Origin of the sequence: Variovorax sp. Root434 (assembly GCF_001426595.1) — a bacterium.
In the GTDB taxonomy this organism is placed as follows: Bacteria; Pseudomonadota; Gammaproteobacteria; order Burkholderiales; family Burkholderiaceae_C; genus Variovorax.
Window position 1 is genome coordinate 17,798 of sequence record NZ_LMEK01000014.1, and the last position, 18,468, is coordinate 36,265.

Below are 18,468 nucleotides of genomic sequence, written 5' to 3' on the forward strand. Positions count from 1 at the left end.
GACAGTCAACCGACGACAGTCTTAAGCAATATGCGGGCCCGAGTTATGGGGTAAGCCCTTGGTCGTCGTCCTTTGAGGCGGGAAAAGCGGCGCCACCAGGGAAGCGGAGCGCCAAAAACGCCGGCCGCGCGCACCCGAAGATGCGCGCGGCCGGCTTGGCTGGATGGGTCGGTGGTGCGCCCAGGCGCACCGATGAAGTGCTAGGGCAGGCGGCCTTCTGCGCGCAGCCGTGCGCCGATGCGCCGGATCTCGGCCTCGCCCTGGTCGAGCGCCGCCTTGCTGGTGTGCACCGAGTAGTGGCCCATCACCAGCTCGTGAGGATGCTTCACCGCCGAACCCAGCACGAAGGCCGTATCGCCACGGGCCACGAAGTCGATGGCCTCGGCGGACTCTTCGAAGACCGCGAGTTCGCCGGCGACGATCGGGCCGCCCGTGCCGTCGTCCGCTTCGAGCCCGCCGACGTTGACCGCGACCCAGCCCACCGTGTGGCCCGCGGGCGGCGTGTAGCGCCAACGCTCGCCGTCCTTCAGCTCCACGGCCAGGTAGTTCATCGACGCCGGCGCGGCAATCGCGCTCTGCGCCGCGCCGTAGCGCCCGAGCAGCACGCGCGCCGGGCCTTCCCGTGGCACCTGCGAGGGCGCGAGGTACATGCTCTGCGCCGGTGCGTTCTCTTCCGAGGCCGGCAGCGCTACCCACAGCTGGAAGCCGCGCACGCGCTCCACGCCCGGCGCGGGTGCGCCGGTGTGCCATACGCCGTTGCCGGCGCGCATCCACTCGACGCCGCCGCCGAGCAGCGTGCCTTGCTCGCCGGTCGTGTCTTCATACAGCGTGTCGCCCTCCATCAGCCAGGTCAGCGTGGCGATGCCCGAGTGCGGGTGCAGGCCGAAGCCCTTGTGGCCGCCCCTGACGTCGAAGCCGAAGAGATCGAGGAACACGAAGGGCTTGAGGAATTCGCCCAGGTCGCCGGGGCTCATCAGCCGCGTGATGCCGCCATGGCGCGAGCCGCGCGTGCGGTAGACGATGGCGCGGGCCGGTGTTTCAACAGCGGTGGTCATCATGCGGCCTCCCTCGCGTTCTTCAGTGCCTTGGTCCACCAGGCGATGTCGTCGAGCATGGCGGTGGCGGCCTGAGCGAGGTGCGGGAAGTCGCCGAAGCTCTTGCCCTGCTGCCAGATGCCCAGGAACTCGACCATGCCGATGTGCACGGCGTTGCGCACGGGCGCCATCTGCATCTCGACGGCCACCAGCCGCAGCTGCTCGATCGCGCGCGCCGCGCCCACCCCGCCGTAGCCCACGAAGCCGATCGGCTTGCGAATGAATTCCTTGTAGGCCCAGTCGATCGCGTTCTTCAGTACCGCGCTCGGGCCGTGGTTGTATTCGGGCGTCACGACGACCAGACCGTCGAAGGTGGCCAGCTTCGCCTGCCAGCGCTGCGCGGCCTCGTTCTTTACCGGCCCCCAGGCCGGCGCGCCCGCCTCGTTGAAGAAGGGCAGCGGATGGTCGCGCAGGTCGACCAGCTCGAAGGCGAGGTCGGTGCGCTGCTTCGCGATCTCATGAATCCATTGCGCGGGCTTCTCGCCGAAGCGGCCTTCGCGGATAGAGCCGAGGATGACGCCGATACGGGGTTGTTGCTGTGTCATGGGGTACTCCGGGAACGTTGAAGAAAAGGGGTCAGGCGGCAGCGGCAGCCGGCCGGAACGCGGGCCACGTGCGCCAGGCGACGAAGCCCGACAGCAGCCCCAACACCACCGCCGGCGCGGGGTTGCCGCCGATCAGCCCCAGGTGCGTTGCCACGGCGCAGACCATGGTCGCGGCCAGCAGCAGGCCGCCGAGAAAGCCGGTCGCGGGCACCAGCAGCAGCAACGCCCCGCCGACCTCGACCAGTCCGGTCAGGTAGCGGAACCACTGCCCGAAGCCGATCGCGTCGAACACCTGGACCATCTGCTGCGCGCCGGCCAGCTTGGCGGCGCCCGCGGCGCCGAAAGCCAGCGCCAGAAGGATGCGGACGCCCCAGACGATGCGGCGCTGCACCGGGGTGGAGGAGGGAGAAGGAAGTGATGTGGAAGTCATGGGCACAAGGTTAGGCACGCACCCATTGATCGACTAGACGCTAGAGTCGGATTGCACTCGTCCACAGATCGAAGGAATCGCCCCATCATGCTCGACCTCAACGACATCGCCTTGTTCGTGCAGGTGGCGCGCCACGGCAGCTTCGCCGAAGCGGCCCGGCGGCAGGGCCTGCCGCCGAACACCGTGAGCCGGCGCATCCAGCAGCTCGAATCGCAACTCGGCACGCGGCTGATGCAGCGCTCGACCCGCAAGCTGACGCTGACCAGCGCCGGGCGGGAGTTTCATGACCAGTGCGCGGGGTCGATCGACGGGCTGGTGGCGGCCGGGCAGGCGCTGGTCGCCGGAGGGCAGGAGCCCAGCGGCCTCGTGCGCGTGGCCGCGCCGGCGGATTTCTTCGATTTCTTCCCGATGGAATGGGTGTCGGACTTTCTGGCCGCGCATCCGCTGGTCAAGCTCGACTTCGTGCTCAGCGACGCGAGCGCAGACCTCATCGGGGAGCAGATCGACGTGGCCTTCCGGGGCGGTGTGCTGCGCGATTCGGGCTACATCGGCCGGCGGCTGGCAACGCGCAGCGGCGGCCTGCTGGCAAGTCCCGACTACATCGCGCGGCGCGGCGAGCCCCGCAACCTGCAGGACCTCGCGAACCACGACTGCGTGACACCGCCGCACGCATCCGGCACCACCACCTGGCACCTTGCGGGACCCGATGGGGTCGAGGAAGAAGTGCAAGTCACCGGGCGATTCACCGGCAATACGGCGCAGGCGCTGCGCAAGGCAGCGCTGGCCGGGCTGGGCATCGCGCAGCTGCCGCCGGCGATGGCGACGCGCGACGAACAGGAAGGACGGCTGGTGCGCGTGCTGCCGCAGTACCGGTACACCGGCCGAGGGCTTAGTGTGGTGTATCCGAGCCGCAAGCACCTGCCGCTGGCGGTGTCGGCGTTCATCGACCTGGTGATCGGCAAGCTCGACCAGATCGACGTGCTGCAGGAGCCACCGCCTCCACGGAAGGCCTGAGCGCTGGCGCCTTTTTCGTTTCCACTGAAAATGCCACCCCATGAAAATCGAAAAAGACACCGTCGTCACCATCAAGTACAAGGTCTCCGACGCCCAGGGCAAGCTCATCGAAGCCAGCCCCGAGCCCATGGCCTACCTGCATGGCGGGTACGAGAACACGCTGCCGAAGATCGAGGAAGCGCTCGATGGCAAGGAAAAGGGCTACCAGACCGTGCTGAACCTCGCGCCCGAAGACGCCTTCGGCCAGCGCGACGAAACGCTGGTGCGCAGCATTCCCAAGACCGACTTTCCGCCGGGCGTGAAGGTGGGCGGGCAGCTGCAGGGCCGGCTCGACGATGGGCGCGAGCATGTCTTCACTGTCACCAAGATCAAGGGCCCGGTCGTGCTGCTCGACGGCAACCATCCGTGGGCCGGCAAGGCACTGAAGTTCAGCCTGCAGGTGGCGGACGTGCGCGCGGCACTGCCGGTGGAGATCGAGCATCGGCATGTTCATGGGGCGCACGGGCACCATCACTGAACCCGAGAGGCGCCCGGCCGTTCAGTTCTTCTTCCAGAACCGCGGCGCATCCTCGATCTTCTCCAGCGCCTTGCGGCAAGCGCTCGCGCCGGCCGCGCGCCTTGAACTGAACCACCCCACCGCAAACCACGCACGCGCATCGCGCGCGGCGGCTTCGTGGTACAGCGCGAGCGCCACGGCCTCGTCGTTGAACTCGCCCAGCACGTCCTGCGCGGGGCGCAGTGCTTTCAGGTAGCGCCCGGCGGCGTTGCCGTCTCCCTTCTCGAACAGCGGCGCCACGAACTCGCCGAGGTAGCGCAGGCGCTTGAGCCGCTTGCGCACGCGATGCTGGCTTTCGGCGTTGAGCGACTCGAAGCGCTTGCCGTCGCGCCGCACCTGTTTGTGCAGATGCTGCAGGTGTTCACGCAGCAGGCGGTGGGCTGCATCGGCGTCGATCGGCACGGATTCCGATGAGGCTTCCGCGGGCTTCGCGGCAGTAAAGCCGATCAGCGAAACGAGCACGTTCTGGAATGCCGGGGCGCGCACGACGTCGCCGGGCGAGGGGGTGTGGGCTGACGTGTCGTCGCCGGCCAGCGGGTCGAAATCCGGCGCGCCCGCCTCGCTCAACCTGGGCTGCGCCAGCTTCACGACCTGCTCGCGGTCGCGCAATGCCCCGAGCGCGCGGAAGGCGTCGACCAGCGGCGGCTCCCAATTGGCCGCGTCGAACAGGCCCGAAGCCGTGTCGAGCTCCGCCAGTTCGCGCAGCGCCGTGCGCAGCCGGCGGATGCCGATGCGCAACTGGTGGATCTGCTCTTCGTCCGTGCTGCCCGCCGCGATCTCGCTGGCATTGGGCAGCATCTGCGCCAGGCACGACCCCACCACGGCCTGCTGAATGCCCCGCCCGTCGGGGTGCTGCGTGCCGAAGCGCGGCGCTTCGGCCTTCACCGCCTCCACGGTCTCATGCGCCGCCAGCAAGCGCGCGCCGCGCTCCGCCTTGGACACGGTGCTGAACCACAGCCCATGCTGCTGCGACCAGCGCCGCGCAAGCGACACGAGGCCCTGCACGTCGCCGCGCTTCAGCTCGAGCTCCAATTCGCACACCGGCGATTCGCGTTGCCCTGCCGTGCCCGCGTGCGCGGCGACCTTGCCGACGTCGAGTGCCATTTCCACCACCGCGCCATCGGGCCCCGCAACGCGCACGTCGCGCGTGAGCCGCACGATGTCGGTCGATTGCCGCTCGACCAGCGGCGCGCCACCACCGTCGGCCAGCAGCTTCGCGAGCCGCTCGCCCACGGGCGTGCCCTGGTGGCGCTGCGGATCGATCTGCGGCGCCGCACCCGCCGTGCCCAGGTCGACGTTGTGCTCCAGACGGTGCAGGGCGTTGTCGCCAGTGGCCTTCACCGTCTGCACCCAGCGCGGTCCCTCCTTGCGCAGCCGCAGCACCATGCCGTGGGCGGCCAGCCGCTGGTCGGCGGTGTCGAAATAGCGGGCCTGCAGGCGGGTGCGTACGACGGCGCCGCGCTTCAGGGCGGCTTCGACGGCTTTCAGGCGGCCGGCGGGAATGCAGAACTTGAACTCGATTTCCATGCGGCCATGATGCTCCGTCTTTTTCTCCCCGCAATGGCTCCGTTGTGTGCCCGATCCGTTCGAATGAAAAGAAGATGTGGACGCCGTCCATTTTCTTTGATATCTTTTGTGGACGGCGTACACAAATATGCCGGCAAGCAGCCGATCCACCCCTTCATAGACACAGGAAACACCATGGCCAACAAGCAGATCTTCGTGAACCTCCCCGTCAAGAACCTGGAGAAGTCCAAGGCTTTCTTTGCCGCGCTGGGCTACACCTTCAACGAGCAGTTCACCGATGCGAATGCGGCGTGCATGGTGATCCAGAAAGACAGCATCCACGCCATGCTGCTGGTCGAGGACTTCTTCAAGACCTTCACGACCAAGAGCCTCACCGACACCAGCAAGAGCACCGAGGTGCTGCTGTGCCTGTCGTGCGAGAGCCGCGCCGAAGTCGACGCCACGGTCGCCAAGGCGGTGGCCGCCGGCGGCACGGTGCCGCGCGAGCCGCAGGACTACGGCTTCATGTACGGCCACGGCTTCCAGGACATCGACGGCCATCTCTGGGAGCTGATGTACATGGACCCCAACGCCGCGGTGACGCATCAGAACCCCTGATGCCGATCGTTCCATACGCGCTCTTCACTGTTGCAGGGAAGGCGTCTACCGGAATGCGGCGGCGGCCCGATATTCCAGGCACCGGCCAGGCATCATCGGCCGAGCCTCACCTGGAAAGGAACAACCGCATGTCCGACAACAACAACAACGAGCGCAACAGCCCCATCGTGAAGATCGCGTCCCTCGGTTTCCCGTGGCAGACGATCGACCCGTTCCTGTTCTGCGTCTACCACGACGATGCCTACCCGAAGGCCAACGGCCGCATGGGCCCCGAGGCGTCGCTGGCCGGCCGCCAGATCGGCCAGGACTTCAGCCGCAAGGACGGCTGGAGCATGTACCACGGCGACACGGTGCCGGGCTTTCCCTCGCATCCGCACCGCGGCTTCGAGACCGTGACCATCGTGCGCAAGGGGCTGGTCGACCATTCCGATTCGCTGGGCGCCACCGCGCGCTTCGGCGGCGGCGACGTGCAGTGGCTCACGGCCGGCAAGGGCATCGTGCATTCGGAGATGTTCCCGCTGCTCGACAACAGCGCGGCCAATCCGCTCGAACTGTTCCAGATCTGGCTCAACCTGCCGGCGAAGAACAAGATGGCCGAACCGCACTTCACGATGTTCTGGTCGGAGGCCATTCCGCGTTTCGCATCCGATGACGCTAAGGGCGGGCGCACCGAGGTCGCGGTGATCGCCGGCCGCCTCGGCGACGCAGCGGACGGCCAGGAGCCGATCCACCCGCTCTCGCCGCCACCCGATTCATGGGCCGCGCAGGCCGGTGCCGACGTGGCGATCTGGACGCTGAAGATGACGCCCGGCGCGCAATGGACGCTGCCGGCCGCCACGGGCGAGGGCACGCGACGGATGCTCTATTTCTTCAAGGGCGCGATGGCGTACGTCGCCGGCCAGCGCATCGAAGGCCCGGCCGCCGTCGAGCTGCGCGCGGATGCCGCGGTCGAGCTGGTCAACGGCGACGACGAAGCCAGCGAATTCCTCGTGCTGCAGGGCCGCCCGATCGCCGAGCCGGTGGCGCAGTACGGCCCCTTCGTGATGAACACGCAGGCCGAGATCAGCCAGACCATGGCCGACTACCGCCGCACGCAGTTCGGCGGCTGGCCGTGGAACGACCCGGCGCCGGTGCACGACCGCGAGGCCGCGCGCTTCGCGCTCCATCCGGACGGCCGCAAGGAAACCCCCGCAGGCTGACCGAAGGCGGGCGATCAGAATTTTTTCAAGGCTTCCATGCCGGGAGCGGTCATGCTCGGCACGAACTCGGTCACGTCCACCCGCGCGACGCCGCCCTGCACGAACGGGTCGCGCGCCAGCACCGATTCGAGCCCCTCGCGGTCGCCCGAGCGCGCAAGGATCACGCCGCCCGTGCGCGGCACCTGCCGCCCCGACGCCACGAACAACCCGCTTTCGTAGTGCTTCTTGAGCCAGGTCATGTGCGCGTCCATCAGCGCATCGACCTCTTCGAGGGGGCGGGTGTAGGTGAGGGTGACGATGAACATGAGCAGGATGGCGGCGATGAATTCGAAGGCCCCGATCCTATGGCCTCCGCAGGGTGCCAGCGCCGCCGAGGTGTGTCTTCCGCGTAACGAACTGCTCCGTACGGCGCCGCCCCATCGGCCTACTCGATCGTCACGCCGCCTTCTTTCACGAGCTTCCCGAACTTGGCGGTTTCTTCGCGGATCTGCCGCGCCATCTCTTCCTGCGTGCCGCCCAGCGGCTCGGCGCCGATGGCCTGCATGCGCTGCGCGAAGTCGGGCGATTTGATGATCTTCACCATCTCGGTGTTGAGCCGCGCAACGATCTCCTTCGGCGTGGCCGCCGGCGCGAGCACGCCGAACCAGGTGCCGATGTCGAAGCCCTTGAGCCCCGCCTCTTCCAGCGTCGGCACGTCGGGCAGCACCGACGAACGGCGCGCGGTGGTCACGGCCAGCGCGCGCAGCTTGCCGCCCTTGATGTGCTGCAGCACCGGCGTGATGGTGTCGAAGGACATGGCCACCTGCCCGCCGAGCAGGTCGGTGGTGAGCGGGCCGCTGCCCTTGTACGGCACGTGCAGCAGCGTGGTGCCGGTGCTGGCCTGGAACTGCGTGCCGATCAGGTGCTGCGCCGTGCCGTTGCCGTTGGAGCCATAGGCCAGCTTGCCGGGCGCGGCCTTGGCGAGCGCAACCAGCTCGGCCACGTTCTTCGCGGGCGTGTTGGCCGCGTTGATGACCAGCACGTTGGGCACCATGGCCACGACGGTGATCGGCGCCAGGTCTTTCTGGAAATCGTAGGGCAGCTTCCTGTAGACGCTGGTGGCGATGGTGTGGTGCACCGCACCCATCAGCAGCGTGTAGCCATCGGGCTTGGCCTTGGCGACGTAGTCGGCGCCGAGCGTGGCGCCCGCGCCGGGCCTGCTCTCGACCACGACAGGCTGGCCGAGGGACTGCGACAGCTTTTCGGCCAGCGCACGGGCCAGCACGTCGGTGGTGCCGCCGGCCGGGAAGGGCACGACGAGGCTGATGGGCCGCGTGGGCCAGGCGGCCGGCTGCGCGAAGGCCAGTGCGGCGGTGCCCAGGCCCAGCGCCAGGGCGCCGGCCCGCAGCACGGTGCGCCGGCCCTGGATGAAAGGGACAGAAGAAGCGGTCATGGTCTTGTCTCCGGCTCGTTGTTGTCGTGCCCGCGTGCATCGAGGCACGCGGCGGCGGGGGGGCTTGGGTTCAGTCCGCGAGGCGCTGCCGCGCACTGGCGATGTGCTCGCACACGGCACGCGTCACCTGCGCAGTGGTGGCGTTGCCGCCGAGGTCGCGCGTGTGCAGCGACCGGTTCGCGGTGACGTGCTCCACGGCCTCCATCACGCGGCGCGCGGCCTGGACTTCGCCCAGGTGCTCGAGCAGCATCACGACCGACCAGAAGGTGCCGACCGGATTGGCCAGCCCCTTGCCCATGATGTCGAAGGCCGAGCCGTGGATCGGCTCGAACATCGAGGGATAGCGACGCTCCGGATCGATGTTGCCGGTGGGCGCAATGCCCAGGCTGCCCGCCAGCGCGGCAGCGAGGTCGCTGAGGATGTCGGCATGCAGGTTGGTCGCGACGATGGTGTCCATCGATGCCGGCCGGTTGATCATGCGCGCGGTCGAGGCGTCGACCAGCTCCTTGTCCCAGGTGACATCGGGAAACTCCCTGGAGATCTGCAGCGCGATCTCGTCCCACATCACCATCGCGTGGCGCTGGGCGTTGCTCTTGGTGATGACGGTCAGCAGCTTGCGGGGGCGCGACTGGGCCAGCTTGAAGGAGAAGCGCATGATCCGCTCGACGCCGGCGCGGGTCATCATGCTCACGTCGGTGGCTGCTTCGATCGGGTGGCCCTGGTGCACGCGGCCGCCGACGCCGGCGTACTCGCCTTCGGAGTTCTCGCGCACGATGACCCAGTCCAGGTCGTCCGGGCCGCAGCGCTTGAGCGGGCCGTCGATGCCCGGCAGGATGCGCGTCGGGCGCACGTTGGCGTACTGGTCGAAGCCCTGGCAGATCTTCAGGCGCAGGCCCCAGAGGGTGATGTGGTCGGGAATGTGCGGGTCGCCTGCGGAACCGAAGAGGATGGCGTCCTTCTTGCGCAGCGCGTCGAGGCCATCGGCCGGCATCATCACGCCGTGCTCGCGGAAGTAATCGCCGCCCCAGCCGAAATCCTCGAAGGTGAAGTTCAGCGCGCCGTTGGAGGCTGCGGCCAGCGCCTCCATCACTTCGCGTCCAGCCGGGATCACTTCCTTGCCGATGCCGTCGCCGGGAATGGTGGCAATGCTGTAGCTGCTCATCGATGTCCTTCATGGAATGCTGCTGGGGAGCTGCCACTTTAGGAGCAGGTGCACCGAACGATTCGCACTCGAAGTCAATCCATCGTTAACCTGCGTTCAACAATCGGGCAGGCACATGGGGAGACTGCGCGGCCTGGTGTTGTCGCGGACCGGACCTGCACCGCGGCACCGTTTCTCTTAGATTCGACCGTCGCATCTTTTACCCACTGGAGACTCTTTCAATGATTCACGTCGTCGCCGTCATCACCGCCAAGCCCGGCCAGCGCGCCAGACTGCTCGAAGCCTTCGCCGGGAACCGCGCGGCCGTGCTGGCAGAAGCGGGCTGCATCGAATACGCCGCCACGGTCGATGCGCAGGGCATTCCGACGTCCAAGGCCAGCTTCGGCCCCGACACCTTTGTCGTCGTCGAGAAGTGGGAAACGCTGGCGCACCTGCAGGCGCATGCCGTGGCCCCGCACATGAAAGCCCACGGCGAGAAGACCAAGGAATTCGTCGAGAGCAAGCTGATCCACGTGCTCGAACCTGTCTGAGGCCGCACGCGCAAGCACGGCTTCGCGCGCACCGCGTTGCGTGCTACCGTCGCGGCGGGAGAGCAGGCATCACCGATGCCCCACGGAGAGAGGGACCGAAGACATGGCGATCTTTCGTTCGCATGGTTTTCGCTTGCGCGCCGCCATCGCACCCGGTGGGCTGCTGGCAGCCGTTCTTCTGACGACCGGCTGCGCGCCGCTTCTCGCGCCGCCCTATGCGGCCGACTACGAAACGCTCGACCGGCTCGAGGCCACGCGCCCCGGCATGGTGGCCGTCGCGAAGGCGCAGCCCATCGACGCGGAAGACAAGATCAACACGGTGCGCCTGCGCGGCGCGAAGCTGGTGTCGCCCAGCGGCAGCTTCGCGCAGTACCTGCAGGACGCGCTGATGCGCGACCTCGGCGAAATCTCGGCCTACGACCCGAAGGCGCCGACGCGCATCGCGGCGCGCATCATGGCCAACGAGATCGACCTGGGCATCATCAACGGCACGGGCCGCATGGACGTGGAGGTGACCGTCATGCGCGACGCCACGCAGCGCCTGCGCAAGACCTACCGTGCGGAGACCGCCTTCGATTCGAGCTACGCGAACATCGTCGCCGTACCGGCGGGGCAGGCCGCGTATCCGCGCCTCGTGCGCGCCCTGCTGCGGCAGGTGTATGCCGATCCGCAGTTCGTGGCCGCCATCGGCCGTTGACGACAGACATCCCAAGGTCCGGAGGCGCTTCGATGATGCCGTTCTTCTTTCTTCCAATGACCGCGATTCGACGTGCCGCAACCGCGGCGTTCGCAGCGCTGCTGCTCGCGGGATGCGTGCACCCGATCACCATGATCACCGAGACCGCGCCGCCGCGCTCGCAGGCGCACCTGGTCCCGAAGAAGGTCGCCTATGTGATGACCGACGCCGACCGCGACGTGGAAGTGATCACGCCCGGCGGCAGCGGCGACCGCGTGAGCTACTACCCGTACCGCGACCTCGAGAAGTCGATACGCGACGCATTGCGCGCGGTGTACCGCGACGTGGTGGTGCTGCGCACCGCGGCCGACGCGAAGGCGAACGAGGCGACGGGCGTGTCGCTGGTGTTCGCGCCGCGCATCACCACCGCCTCCAGTTCGTCGTCGTGGATCAGCTGGCCGCCGACGTCGTTCACCGCCGAGGTGGCGTGCGTGGTGACCGATGCGGCAGGCGCCGAGGTCACGCGCGTGCGCGCGGCGGGCAACGGCACGGCGGAGTTCGGCGAGTTCAAGGGCGACTTCGGGCTGGCGGCGCGAAGGGCTGCGACGCGGCTGACGTCGCAATTGAGCAGCGAGGTTCGCAGGAACGAGAAGCTGCTGCGTTGAACGCACCATGAAAAAACGCGCCCTCGGGCGCGTTCTTCATTGAAGCCTCGAAGCCTTACTTCGAAACGACCTTCACCATCTCCAGGCACTTGTTCGAGTAGCCCCACTCGTTGTCGTACCAGCTCACGAGCTTCACGAAGGTGCCGTCCAGTGCAATGCCGGCTTCAGCGTCGAAGATCGAGGTGCGCGGGTCGCCGCGGAAGTCGGTGGCCACCACCTTGTCTTCCGTGTAGCCCAGCACGCCCTTGAGCGCGCCTTCGCTCTGTGCCTTCATCTCGGCGCAGATTTCCTTGTACGTGGCTTCCTTCACCAGCTCCACGGTCAGGTCGACCACCGACACGTCGGAGGTCGGCACGCGGAAGCTCATGCCCGTGAGCTTCTTGTTGAGCTCGGGGATCACCACGCCCACGGCCTTGGCAGCGCCGGTGCTCGAGGGAATGATGTTTTCCAGGATGCCGCGGCCGCCGCGCCAGTCCTTGTTGCTCGGGCCGTCCACGGTCTTCTGCGTGGCGGTGGCAGCGTGCACGGTGGTCATCAGGCCGCGCTTGATGCCCCACTTGTCGTTCAGCACCTTGGCCAGCGGCGCCAGGCAGTTGGTGGTGCAGCTGGCGTTGCTGATGATGGCTTCACCGGCGTACTTCTTGTCGTTCACGCCGTAGACGAACATGGGGGTGTCGTCCTTCGACGGTGCCGACAGAATGACCTTCTTCGCGCCCGCGTCGATGTGCTTCTGCGCCGTTTCCTTCGTGAGGAACAGGCCGGTCGATTCGAGCACGATGTCGGCGCCGACCTCGTTCCACTTCAGCTGCGACGGGTCGCGTTCCTGCGTGAGGCGGATCTTCTTGCCGTTGACGATCAGCGTGTTGCCTTCGACCGTGACTTCGCCCTTGAAGCGGCCATGAACCGAGTCGTACTGGAGCATGTAGGCGAGGTAGTCCGGCTCGAGCAGGTCGTTGATGGCAACGATCTCGATGTCGTTCTTGAAGTTCTGCACCGCTGCGCGCAGCACGTTGCGACCGATGCGGCCGAAGCCGTTGATACCGAGTTTGATAGCCATCTGACTTGCTCCTAAAGGTTGAAAAATCGTGATCGGACGGGAAAGCGGGCGGTGCGACGTCAGTCGCGCAGCGCCGCTTCCACGGTGGCGGCAACGTTTTCCGCCGTGAAACCGAAGTGCTTGAACAGCGCCGGCGCCGGTGCCGACTCGCCGTACGTGTCGATGCCGACGACGGCCGCGCAGCCGTACTTCCACCAGCCGCCGGTGCAGCCCATCTCGACGGCGATGCGCGGAATCTTCTTCGGCAGCACGCTCTTCTTGTAGGCCAAGTCCTGGCGATCGAAGGTGGTGGTCGAGGGCATCGACACCACGCGCACGGCGATCTTCTTCTCGGCCAGCAGCTTCTGCGCTGCCAGTGCGAGCGGCACTTCGGAACCGGTGGCGATGATGACGGCGGCCGTCTTCTTGCTCTTGAGGCCGACGACTTCGGGCTCGGACAGCACGTAGGCGCCGCGGCTGATGTCGCCGAGCTCGCTCTTCGGTGCGTAGGCGATGTTCTGGCGGCTCAGCAGCAGCGCGGTCGGGCGCGACTGGTTCTGCAGCGCCACGGCCCAGGCCACGGCCGTTTCGGCCGTGTCGCCCGGACGCCAGACGTCGAGGTTCGGAATCAGGCGCAGCGAGGCGGCATGCTCGATCGACTGGTGCGTCGGGCCGTCTTCGCCGAGGCCGATGGAGTCGTGCGTGAACACGTGGATCACGCGGCGCTTCATCAGCGCGGCCATGCGGATGGCGTTGCGGCTGTAGTCGCTGAAGGTGAGGAAGGTGCCGCCGTAGGGGATGTAGCCGCCGTGCAGCGCCACGCCGTTCATGATGGCGGCCATGCCGAACTCGCGCACGCCGTAGTTGATGTGGCGGCCGATCTCGCCGTGCGGCGGCTCGACGGCAGCGCCTTGTGCGGCTTCGTCTTCGGCGCCCTGGAGCACCACCGGCGCGGGGGGCGCGTTCAGCACGACGGCGCCGGTCTTGGCGTCGAAGCGCAGCGCGGCGGTGCTCTTGGTGTTGGTGAGGTTCGAGCCGGTCAGGTCGGCACTGCCGCCGAGCATTTCGGGCAGCGCGGCGGTGAAGGCTTCCAGCGCGAGCTGGCTGGCCTTGCGGCTGGCGACGGTCTCACCCCTGGTGTGGGCGGCGACCACGGTGTCGAACGCCACCTGGTGGAAATCCTTGGGCAGCTCGCCCTTCATGCGGCGGGTGAACTCGGCGGCCAGTTCGGGGTACGCGGCGGCGTAGGCGACGAACTTGTCGTTCCAGGCGGCTTCGGTCTTCGCGCCTTCGGCCTTGTGGTCCCAGTCGGCGTACACCTCGGCCGGGATTTCGAAGGGCGGGTAGTGCCAGTCGATCGCGTCGCGGGTGAGCTTGATTTCTTCGGCGCCGAGTGCCTCGCCGTGCGCCTTGGCGGTGCCGGCGCGGTTCGGGCTGCCCTTGCCGATGGTCGTCTTGCAGATGATCAGCGTGGGCTTCGATTCTTCCTTCTTGGCCTTGGCGATGGCCTTGGACACGTCCTTGGCGTCATTGCCGTCGATCGGACCGATGACGTTCCAGCCATAGGCCTTGAAGCGCTCTTCCGTGTTGTCGATGAACCAGGGCTTGACCTGGCCGTCGATGCTGATGCCGTTGTCGTCGTACAGCGCGATCAGCTTGTTCAGGTGCCAGGCGCCAGCGAGGGCGCAGGCTTCGTGGCTGATGCCTTCCATCATGCAACCGTCGCCCAGGAAGGCGTAGGTGTGGTGGTCGACGACGTTGTGGCTATTGCGGTTGAACTCGGCGGCGAGCAGCTTCTCGGCCAGTGCGAAGCCCACGGCATTGGTGATGCCCTGGCCCAGCGGGCCGGTGGTGGTTTCGACGCCCGGCGTCACGTCGACTTCGGGGTGGCCGGCAGTCTTGCTGTGCAGCTGGCGGAAGTGCTTGATTTCCTCCATCGGCAGGTCGTAGCCCGTGAGGTGCAGCACCGAGTACAGCAGCATCGAGGCATGGCCGTTCGACAGCACGAAGCGGTCGCGGTCGAACCAGTGCGGGTTGGCGGGGTTGTAGCGCAGGTGTTCGCCCCAGAGTGCGACGGCCATGTCGGCCATGCCCATCGGTGCGCCCGGATGTCCGGAATTTGCTTGTTGGACGGCATCCATGGCCAGAGCGCGGATTGCGTTGGCCATCAGGGCGTGGTTTGCCATTTGCGGTGGACTTTCGGGGGAAAAGGGTGGGAGGGGATAGGGGGGAACCCGCGATTTTACCGGGCGAGCCCGGACACCCGCCGATACAGGGCAAACGCCCGGCCGATGCTCTCTTGTGCAGCGGCCGGACTGCTAGAGTTGCGCCCCATGCACGGGCTGCACCTCACCGCCGACCTTCACGACTGCCAATGCGGCCTTCAATGGCTGACCGATCGGGAGGCCCTGGGCGCCGTTTGCCTCAAGGCGGTGGACGCCGCCGGGCTGCAGGCGGTGGGCAGGCTGGTCCACGGATTTCCGGCCACGCCGCAGGGCCCGGGCGGGGTCACGGCCACCGTGCTGCTGGCCGAATCGCACCTGTGCATCCACACCTGGCCCGAGCAGCGCGGCGTGACGCTCGACGTGTATGTGTGCAATTTCAGCGGCGACCACTCGGCCAAGGCGCATGCGCTGATGGAATGCCTGGTGGCGCTGTTCCAGCCCCTCCACAGCGAACGCAACGAGCTGCAGCGCGGGCGGAAATGACACTCGCCCCCAGGCTTCGCGCACTTCGTGTCGCTTCTCCCACCCCCTGCCGGGGGCAACACCAGAGGCCCGGCAAAGCCGGTTCCTCGGTGTTTCCCGAAAGAATCAGCCGATGACGAACGTAGCTTCGATTTCCGTGCGGGCCATGATCCTGGCCGCGGGGCGCGGCGAACGCATGCGGCCGCTGACCGACATCACTCCCAAGCCCCTGCTCGAAGTGCGCGGCAAGCCGCTGATGCAGTGGCCGATGGAAGCGCTGGCCGCGGGCGGGTTCACCGAGCTGGTGATCAACACGGACTGGCTGGGCACGCAGATCTCCGAGCGGTTCGGCGCCAAGCCCTTGTTGCAGGGGCCATCGGCACTGTCGATTTCATATTCCGACGAGGGCCGCGACTTCGGCGGCGCGCTGGAGACGGCCGGCGGCATCGTACGTGCGCTGCCTTTGCTCGGCGAGGTGTTCTGGGTCGCGGCCGGCGACGTGTTCGCGCCTGGCTTCGCCTTCACGCAAGACTCGGTCGACCGCTTCGTCGCCAGCGGCAAGCTCGCGCACCTGTGGCTGGTGCCGAACCCCGCGCACAACCTCAAGGGCGATTTCGGCTTGTCCGCCGGGGGTCTCGCGCTCAACACGGCCGACCGGAAGTTCACCTTCTCGACCATCGGCCTGTACCGCGCCGAGCTCTTCGCGCCGCCGTACTGCGACATCCCGAGCGGCAACCCGGCCGGCCGCAAAGCCCCGCTGGCACCGATCCTGCGCGCCGCGATGGACAATGAACTCGTGAGCGCCGAGCTCTACACCGGCCCCTGGACCGATGTGGGCACCCCCGAACGACTCGCCCAACTGAACACGCCAAGCAGATGACTTCAGCAGCAGCCACCACCACGATCTACGCCGAGCGCCGCGCGCGCCTCGCCTCGCAGCTGGGCAAGGACGGTATCGCGATCATCCCGACCGCGCCCGAACGCCCGCGCAACCGCGACACCGATTTCCTCTACCGCCACGACAGCTACTTTTATTACCTGACCGGCTTCACCGAGCCCAACGCCTGGCTGGTGCTGGCGGGCGACGGCCGCGCCACGCTGTTCTGCGCGCCGAAGGACCTGGAGCGCGAGATCTGGGACGGCTACCGCCTCGGCCCCGACGCGGCACCCGCGGCACTCGGTGTCGACGAAGCCTTCTCGGTCGCAGACCTCGATGCCAGGCTTCCAAAGCTGCTCGAGAACCGCTCGACCGTGTGGTTCCCATTCGCCATCCACAAGGGCCTGGAGACCCGCATCGACGGCTGGCTGCAGTCGGTGCGCGCCCGCGTGCGCTACGGCGCGCTGTGCCCCGAGGAACAGCGCGACCTGTGCGGCCCGCTCGACGAGATGCGCCTGATCAAGGACGCGCACGAGCAGGACATCATGCGCCGCGCCGCGCAGATCAGCGCCCGCGGCCACGTGCGCGCGATGCAGCTCTCGGCCCGCATGCTGCGCGAGGGCAAGGACGCGCGCGAGTACCACCTCGACGCCGAACTGCTGCACGAATTCCGCCTTGGCGGCTCGCAGTACCCGGCCTACTACTCCATCGTCGCGGCCGGCGCCAACGCTTGCGTGCTGCACTACCGCGCCGATGCGGCACCGCTGCGCAAGGGCGAGCTGGTGCTGATCGACGCGGGCTGCGAACTCGACGGCTACGCGAGCGACATCACCCGCACCTTCCCGGCCGACGGCAAGTTCACCGGCCCGCAGCGCGCGCTGTACGACCTCGTGCTGGCCAGCCAGGACGCAGCGGCCGCCGTCACCAAGGCCGGCAACCGCTTCACCGACCCTCACGACGCCGCGGTGAAGGTGCTGGCGCAGGGCATGCTCGACTTCGGCCTGCTCGATGCCAACAAGGTGGGCGGCGTGGACGACGTGATCGACTCGCGCGCCTACTTCCAGTTCTACATGCACCGCACGGGCCACTGGCTCGGCATGGACGTGCACGATTGCGGCAGCTACGTCGAGCCTACGCAGGTTGGCGAGGTGAGCGAGCGCAAGGATCCGCTGTCGAACGAGGTCATCAAGAACCGCCCGAGCCGCATCCTGCATCCGGGCATGGTGCTGACGCTGGAGCCCGGCATCTACGTGCGGCCCGCCGACGGCGTACCCGAGCAGTTCCACGGCATCGGCATCCGCATCGAGGACGACGCGATCGTCACGGCCACCGGCTGCGAACTCATCTCGCGCGGCGTGCCCGTGAAGGCGGACGAGATCGAGGCGCTGATGCGAGCTTGACGGCGCGCGCGCCGAGCGGCTCGGGCTGTGGCATCGCCACGGCCTGGGCCTGAAGCCAGTCGCAAAACAGCCGCGCCGCCTCGTCCCGGGTGCCGTTGCGCCTGGCGACATAGCGGTAGCCGCTGGCATGAAAGCCCAAGGGCGCGGTCAATCGTCCCGCCCGCACGTCGTCCATCACGAGATGCCAGGGCGCGATGCAGATGCCCAGGCCGCCGATCGCCGCCTCCAGCGTGAAGTAGTAGTGCTCGAACTCCGTGCCGGGCAGAACCCGCACCGCGCTGCCGACCGATGCGCTCCACATCGACCAGGCATTGCGCCGCGTGCGTGTCTGCAGGATCTCCCGATTCTCGAGATCGGCCGGCTCGCCGAGCCGCAACCGGTCGGCCAGGCCGGGAGCCAGCACGGGGCCGAGCAGTTCGTCGAACAGGAATACATCGGCGGGCGTCGCCTCCTCGTCTTCGTCCTGCGCCACCGAGATCGCGACGTCGCTGCGCGACACCGGCGTTGCCGCACTCTGGTCCGTGGCCTTGAGCCGCACGCCGATGTCCGGCTGGCTCGCATGAAAATCGTAGAGCCGCGGAATGAGCCAGCGCATCGTGAAGGTGCTGAGGCAGGAGACGTCCAATGTCGTGTGCTGCCGCTCGAGCATGGCATCCACCGCCTGTTCGATCTGCATGAAGGCCGCCGACAGGGTCGGCTGCAGGTACTTGCCGGCAGCGGTCAGCACGGGCCGGTTCTTCGGCCCTTCGAACAACACGACGCCGAGCGCATCCTCGAGTTGCCGCACCTGCCGGCTGATCGCACCAGGCGTGACATGCAACTCGTCGGCGGCCAGGGTCATGCGGCCCAGACGGCCGGCCGCTTCAAAGGCGCGCAACGCGTTCATGTGGCGAAGATGCTGTTTCATGGTGAAGTGACTTTATTGCACATAGCACCGGCAAATTCATCGGTTCGTTTTCTGCGTTGCGGCGCCTACAAACGGCGCATGACCTGTCCGGAATCGTCCGGCGGCATGTATCGCTTTTGCTGGAGTCCGTCACC

At 67.5% G+C, this 18,468-nt stretch carries 20 protein-coding genes; 10 read left to right on the forward strand and 10 right to left on the reverse strand.

Annotated elements, in window-relative coordinates; translation table 11 throughout:
• Positions 1-200 precede the first annotated feature (200 nt).
• From ASD05_RS16550 to ASD05_RS16560, 3 genes are read right to left on the reverse strand one after another with little or no spacing between them, the layout of a single operon-like run.
• Positions 201-1,055, reverse strand: coding sequence for a pirin family protein (locus ASD05_RS16550; protein ID WP_056594708.1), 855 nt, complete (start codon positions 1,053-1,055; stop codon positions 201-203).
• A complete protein-coding gene (locus tag ASD05_RS16555) occupies positions 1,055-1,639 on the reverse strand; it encodes an NADPH-dependent FMN reductase (protein WP_056594711.1) in 585 nt (194 codons plus the stop codon). Before ASD05_RS16555 ends, ASD05_RS16550 begins: the two co-directional genes overlap by 1 nt.
• A gap of 31 nt (positions 1,640-1,670) precedes the next feature.
• The gene (locus tag ASD05_RS16560) at positions 1,671-2,069 is read right to left on the reverse strand and encodes a DoxX family protein (RefSeq protein WP_056594715.1); all 399 of its coding nucleotides are present in this window, start codon (positions 2,067-2,069) and stop codon (positions 1,671-1,673) included.
• 87 nt (positions 2,070-2,156) lie between these two features.
• On the opposite strand from ASD05_RS16560, the gene ASD05_RS16565 reads away from it, so the two are divergent.
• Together ASD05_RS16565 and ASD05_RS16570 are read left to right on the forward strand one after the other, a co-directional pair.
• A complete protein-coding gene (locus ASD05_RS16565) occupies positions 2,157-3,083 on the forward strand; it encodes a LysR family transcriptional regulator (protein ID WP_056594718.1) in 927 nt (308 codons plus the stop codon).
• A 40-nt stretch (positions 3,084-3,123) separates the two neighbouring features.
• Positions 3,124-3,600 carry an FKBP-type peptidyl-prolyl cis-trans isomerase gene (locus ASD05_RS16570; protein WP_056594721.1) on the forward strand — a complete coding sequence of 159 codons (477 nt, stop codon included), beginning with the start codon at positions 3,124-3,126 and terminating at the stop codon, positions 3,598-3,600.
• A gap of 21 nt (positions 3,601-3,621) precedes the next feature.
• Here the strand turns inward: ASD05_RS16570 and ASD05_RS16575 are convergent, their stop codons facing one another.
• Complete coding sequence (locus ASD05_RS16575; protein ID WP_056594723.1) at positions 3,622-5,166, reverse strand: CYTH and CHAD domain-containing protein; 1,545 nt, start codon at positions 5,164-5,166, stop codon at positions 3,622-3,624.
• Between the two features lie 174 nt (positions 5,167-5,340).
• Here ASD05_RS16575 and ASD05_RS16580 point away from each other — a divergent pair, with 174 nt between their 5' ends.
• Both ASD05_RS16580 and ASD05_RS16585 read left to right on the forward strand, forming a co-directional pair.
• Complete coding sequence (locus ASD05_RS16580) at positions 5,341-5,763, forward strand: VOC family protein (protein WP_056594726.1); 423 nt, start codon at positions 5,341-5,343, stop codon at positions 5,761-5,763.
• A gap of 128 nt (positions 5,764-5,891) precedes the next feature.
• Positions 5,892-6,962, forward strand: a complete 1,071-nt coding sequence (locus ASD05_RS16585; RefSeq protein ID WP_056594729.1) for a pirin family protein — start codon at positions 5,892-5,894, stop codon at positions 6,960-6,962.
• 14 nt (positions 6,963-6,976) lie between these two features.
• Here the strand turns inward: ASD05_RS16585 and ASD05_RS16590 are convergent, their stop codons facing one another.
• The 3 genes from ASD05_RS16590 to ASD05_RS16600 form a co-directional block, all read right to left on the reverse strand.
• Positions 6,977-7,267, reverse strand: a complete 291-nt coding sequence (locus ASD05_RS16590; RefSeq protein ID WP_007828567.1) for a YciI family protein — start codon at positions 7,265-7,267, stop codon at positions 6,977-6,979.
• 119 nt (positions 7,268-7,386) lie between these two features.
• On the reverse strand, positions 7,387-8,394 hold the full coding sequence (locus ASD05_RS16595; RefSeq protein ID WP_056594732.1) for a Bug family tripartite tricarboxylate transporter substrate binding protein: 1,008 nt from the start codon (positions 8,392-8,394) through the stop codon (positions 7,387-7,389).
• 70 nt (positions 8,395-8,464) lie between these two features.
• Positions 8,465-9,556: a tartrate dehydrogenase gene (locus ASD05_RS16600; RefSeq protein WP_056594734.1), complete on the reverse strand. Its 1,092-nt coding sequence runs from the start codon at positions 9,554-9,556 to the stop codon at positions 8,465-8,467.
• A 221-nt stretch (positions 9,557-9,777) separates the two neighbouring features.
• Here ASD05_RS16600 and ASD05_RS16605 point away from each other — a divergent pair, with 221 nt between their 5' ends.
• The 3 genes from ASD05_RS16605 (at position 9,778) to ASD05_RS16615 (ending at position 11,427) form a co-directional block, all read left to right on the forward strand.
• On the forward strand, positions 9,778-10,086 hold the full coding sequence (locus ASD05_RS16605) for a putative quinol monooxygenase (protein WP_056594737.1): 309 nt from the start codon (positions 9,778-9,780) through the stop codon (positions 10,084-10,086).
• A 103-nt stretch (positions 10,087-10,189) separates the two neighbouring features.
• Complete coding sequence (locus ASD05_RS16610; RefSeq protein WP_056594740.1) at positions 10,190-10,783, forward strand: hypothetical protein; 594 nt, start codon at positions 10,190-10,192, stop codon at positions 10,781-10,783.
• Between the two features lie 56 nt (positions 10,784-10,839).
• Positions 10,840-11,427, forward strand: a complete 588-nt coding sequence (locus tag ASD05_RS16615; RefSeq protein WP_157610136.1) for a hypothetical protein — start codon at positions 10,840-10,842, stop codon at positions 11,425-11,427.
• Between the two features lie 55 nt (positions 11,428-11,482).
• Here the strand turns inward: ASD05_RS16615 and gap are convergent, their stop codons facing one another.
• Positions 11,483-12,484, reverse strand: coding sequence for a type I glyceraldehyde-3-phosphate dehydrogenase (gap, locus tag ASD05_RS16620; protein WP_007828559.1), 1,002 nt, complete (start codon positions 12,482-12,484; stop codon positions 11,483-11,485).
• 59 nt (positions 12,485-12,543) lie between these two features.
• Positions 12,544-14,649: a transketolase family protein gene (locus ASD05_RS16625; RefSeq protein WP_056594743.1), complete on the reverse strand. Its 2,106-nt coding sequence runs from the start codon at positions 14,647-14,649 to the stop codon at positions 12,544-12,546.
• Positions 14,650-14,796: 147 nt separating this feature from the next.
• On the opposite strand from ASD05_RS16625, the gene speD reads away from it, so the two are divergent.
• From speD to ASD05_RS16640, 3 genes are all read left to right on the forward strand, one after another.
• Positions 14,797-15,171: an adenosylmethionine decarboxylase gene (speD, locus tag ASD05_RS16630; protein WP_056594746.1), complete on the forward strand. Its 375-nt coding sequence runs from the start codon at positions 14,797-14,799 to the stop codon at positions 15,169-15,171.
• A 145-nt stretch (positions 15,172-15,316) separates the two neighbouring features.
• On the forward strand, positions 15,317-16,030 hold the full coding sequence (locus tag ASD05_RS16635; protein ID WP_056594749.1) for a nucleotidyltransferase family protein: 714 nt from the start codon (positions 15,317-15,319) through the stop codon (positions 16,028-16,030).
• Positions 16,027-17,427, forward strand: a complete 1,401-nt coding sequence (locus tag ASD05_RS16640; RefSeq protein WP_056594752.1) for an aminopeptidase P N-terminal domain-containing protein — start codon at positions 16,027-16,029, stop codon at positions 17,425-17,427. The genes ASD05_RS16635 and ASD05_RS16640 overlap by 4 nt, the downstream gene beginning before the upstream one ends.
• On the opposite strand, the gene ASD05_RS16645 is transcribed toward ASD05_RS16640, so the two are convergent.
• Positions 17,369-18,334: a LysR substrate-binding domain-containing protein gene (locus ASD05_RS16645; RefSeq protein ID WP_056594755.1), complete on the reverse strand. Its 966-nt coding sequence runs from the start codon at positions 18,332-18,334 to the stop codon at positions 17,369-17,371. The two genes, ASD05_RS16640 and ASD05_RS16645, sit on opposite strands and share 59 nt — an antisense overlap.
• Positions 18,335-18,468 lie beyond the last annotated feature (134 nt).

Excerpts from the sequence above, each read along its gene's own strand:
- ASD05_RS16550 (WP_056594708.1), bottom strand. The coding sequence starts at position 1,055 with ATGACCACCGCTGTTGAAACACCGGCCCGCGCCATCGTCTACCGCACG.
- ASD05_RS16555 (WP_056594711.1), bottom strand. The coding sequence starts at position 1,639 with ATGACACAGCAACAACCCCGTATCGGCGTCATCCTCGGCTCTATCCGC.
- ASD05_RS16560 (WP_056594715.1), bottom strand. The coding sequence starts at position 2,069 with ATGACTTCCACATCACTTCCTTCTCCCTCCTCCACCCCGGTGCAGCGC.
- ASD05_RS16565 (WP_056594718.1), top strand. The coding sequence starts at position 2,157 with ATGCTCGACCTCAACGACATCGCCTTGTTCGTGCAGGTGGCGCGCCAC.
- ASD05_RS16570 (WP_056594721.1), top strand. The coding sequence starts at position 3,124 with ATGAAAATCGAAAAAGACACCGTCGTCACCATCAAGTACAAGGTCTCC.
- ASD05_RS16575 (WP_056594723.1), bottom strand. The coding sequence starts at position 5,166 with ATGGAAATCGAGTTCAAGTTCTGCATTCCCGCCGGCCGCCTGAAAGCC.
- ASD05_RS16580 (WP_056594726.1), top strand. The coding sequence starts at position 5,341 with ATGGCCAACAAGCAGATCTTCGTGAACCTCCCCGTCAAGAACCTGGAG.
- ASD05_RS16585 (WP_056594729.1), top strand. The coding sequence starts at position 5,892 with ATGTCCGACAACAACAACAACGAGCGCAACAGCCCCATCGTGAAGATC.
- ASD05_RS16590 (WP_007828567.1), bottom strand. The coding sequence starts at position 7,267 with ATGTTCATCGTCACCCTCACCTACACCCGCCCCCTCGAAGAGGTCGAT.
- ASD05_RS16595 (WP_056594732.1), bottom strand. The coding sequence starts at position 8,394 with ATGACCGCTTCTTCTGTCCCTTTCATCCAGGGCCGGCGCACCGTGCTG.
- ASD05_RS16600 (WP_056594734.1), bottom strand. The coding sequence starts at position 9,556 with ATGAGCAGCTACAGCATTGCCACCATTCCCGGCGACGGCATCGGCAAG.
- ASD05_RS16605 (WP_056594737.1), top strand. The coding sequence starts at position 9,778 with ATGATTCACGTCGTCGCCGTCATCACCGCCAAGCCCGGCCAGCGCGCC.
- ASD05_RS16610 (WP_056594740.1), top strand. The coding sequence starts at position 10,190 with ATGGCGATCTTTCGTTCGCATGGTTTTCGCTTGCGCGCCGCCATCGCA.
- ASD05_RS16615 (WP_157610136.1), top strand. The coding sequence starts at position 10,840 with ATGACCGCGATTCGACGTGCCGCAACCGCGGCGTTCGCAGCGCTGCTG.
- gap (WP_007828559.1), bottom strand. The coding sequence starts at position 12,484 with ATGGCTATCAAACTCGGTATCAACGGCTTCGGCCGCATCGGTCGCAAC.
- ASD05_RS16625 (WP_056594743.1), bottom strand. The coding sequence starts at position 14,649 with ATGGCAAACCACGCCCTGATGGCCAACGCAATCCGCGCTCTGGCCATG.
- speD (WP_056594746.1), top strand. The coding sequence starts at position 14,797 with ATGCACGGGCTGCACCTCACCGCCGACCTTCACGACTGCCAATGCGGC.
- ASD05_RS16635 (WP_056594749.1), top strand. The coding sequence starts at position 15,317 with ATGATCCTGGCCGCGGGGCGCGGCGAACGCATGCGGCCGCTGACCGAC.
- ASD05_RS16640 (WP_056594752.1), top strand. The coding sequence starts at position 16,027 with ATGACTTCAGCAGCAGCCACCACCACGATCTACGCCGAGCGCCGCGCG.
- ASD05_RS16645 (WP_056594755.1), bottom strand. The coding sequence starts at position 18,334 with ATGAAACAGCATCTTCGCCACATGAACGCGTTGCGCGCCTTTGAAGCG.